This window comes from Herminiimonas sp. GW821-FHT09C12 (genome assembly GCF_059416385.1).
Genome location: NZ_JBWKPC010000003.1, coordinates 1 through 1,094, shown reverse-complemented (window position 1 = coordinate 1,094; position 1,094 = coordinate 1). Strand labels below are relative to the sequence as shown.

Annotated in this window: 1 protein-coding gene; it reads left to right on the top strand. The window is 54.8% G+C overall.

Going from position 1 to position 1,094, the window contains the following annotated elements:
- Positions 1-1,094: HAL/PAL/TAL family ammonia-lyase (locus AC07N2_RS16635; RefSeq protein WP_494779271.1), on the top strand; the 1,094-nt coding region annotated here is incomplete at both ends.

Sequence of the window (1,094 nt, the reverse complement as noted above, 5' to 3'; positions counted from 1 at the left end):
GCCCTGAAAGAAAGCCGCGACTACATCGAATCCACCTGGATGCACGATGAAGCACCGATGATGTACAGCTTTAACACCGGTGTGGGTTTGTTGAAAGACACCCGCATCAAGGTTGAACACATTGAGCTGTTCCAGACCCAGATGATCAAGGCGCATTGTGCCGGCATGGGCGAACCCTTCTCGGAAGAAGTCAGCCGCGCCACCATGTTGTTGCGTGCCAATGCCTTCGCCAGCAATTACTCCGCACCACGCGTAGAAGTAGTCGATCGTCTGCTCGCCTTTATCAATGCCGGCATCCATCCGATCATGCCGCAAAAGGGTTCGGTCGGTGCTTCCGGTGACCTCGCACCTTTGTCCTATCTGGCCGCCGCCATTGCCGGTTTCGACGAAGCAGAAGTGATGTATCAAGGTCAGCGCATGAGCGCACCGGCAGCGATTACCAAGTCCGGTGTAGGTCCCGTTAACTTTGATCTGAAAGCCAAAGATGCCTCAGCGCTGATTAACGGTTGTACCGTGTCATTAGCCGTTGCCGTTCTGGTGACGAATGATGCACGTAACTTGCTGAGCGACGCCTGCCTCTCACTCGGTCTGACACTGGAAGCCATGCGCGCCGAAATGGCCGCCTTCGATCACCGTATTCAACAAGCGCGTCCACACGCTGGTCAAATCAAGACCGCCGCCATTATCCGCAAACTGTTGACGGGTTCTACCCGCACCACACATGAAGCACGCGCCGTACAGTTCCCGGAAGAATTGCGTCGTACCGATATCCCGTACAGCGCCCGCATTCAAGACGTTTATTCGCTGCGTTGCTCACCCCAAGTCTATGGCCCGGTCTTTGATGCACTGGACTATATCGACAACATCATCGACAAGGAAATCAACTCCGCTACCGATAATCCACTGATCTTCGGTAAGGATGGCGGCGGCTTTGAAATCATCTCCGGCGGCAACTTCCACGGTCAATACCTCGCACAAGCAATGGATCTACTGGCCATGGCCATTACCGATCTGGGCAGCATCTGCGAACGCCGTGTAGCACGTCTGATCGATCCAACCTTGTCGTGGGGTTTGCCACGTAACCTGATGAGTGG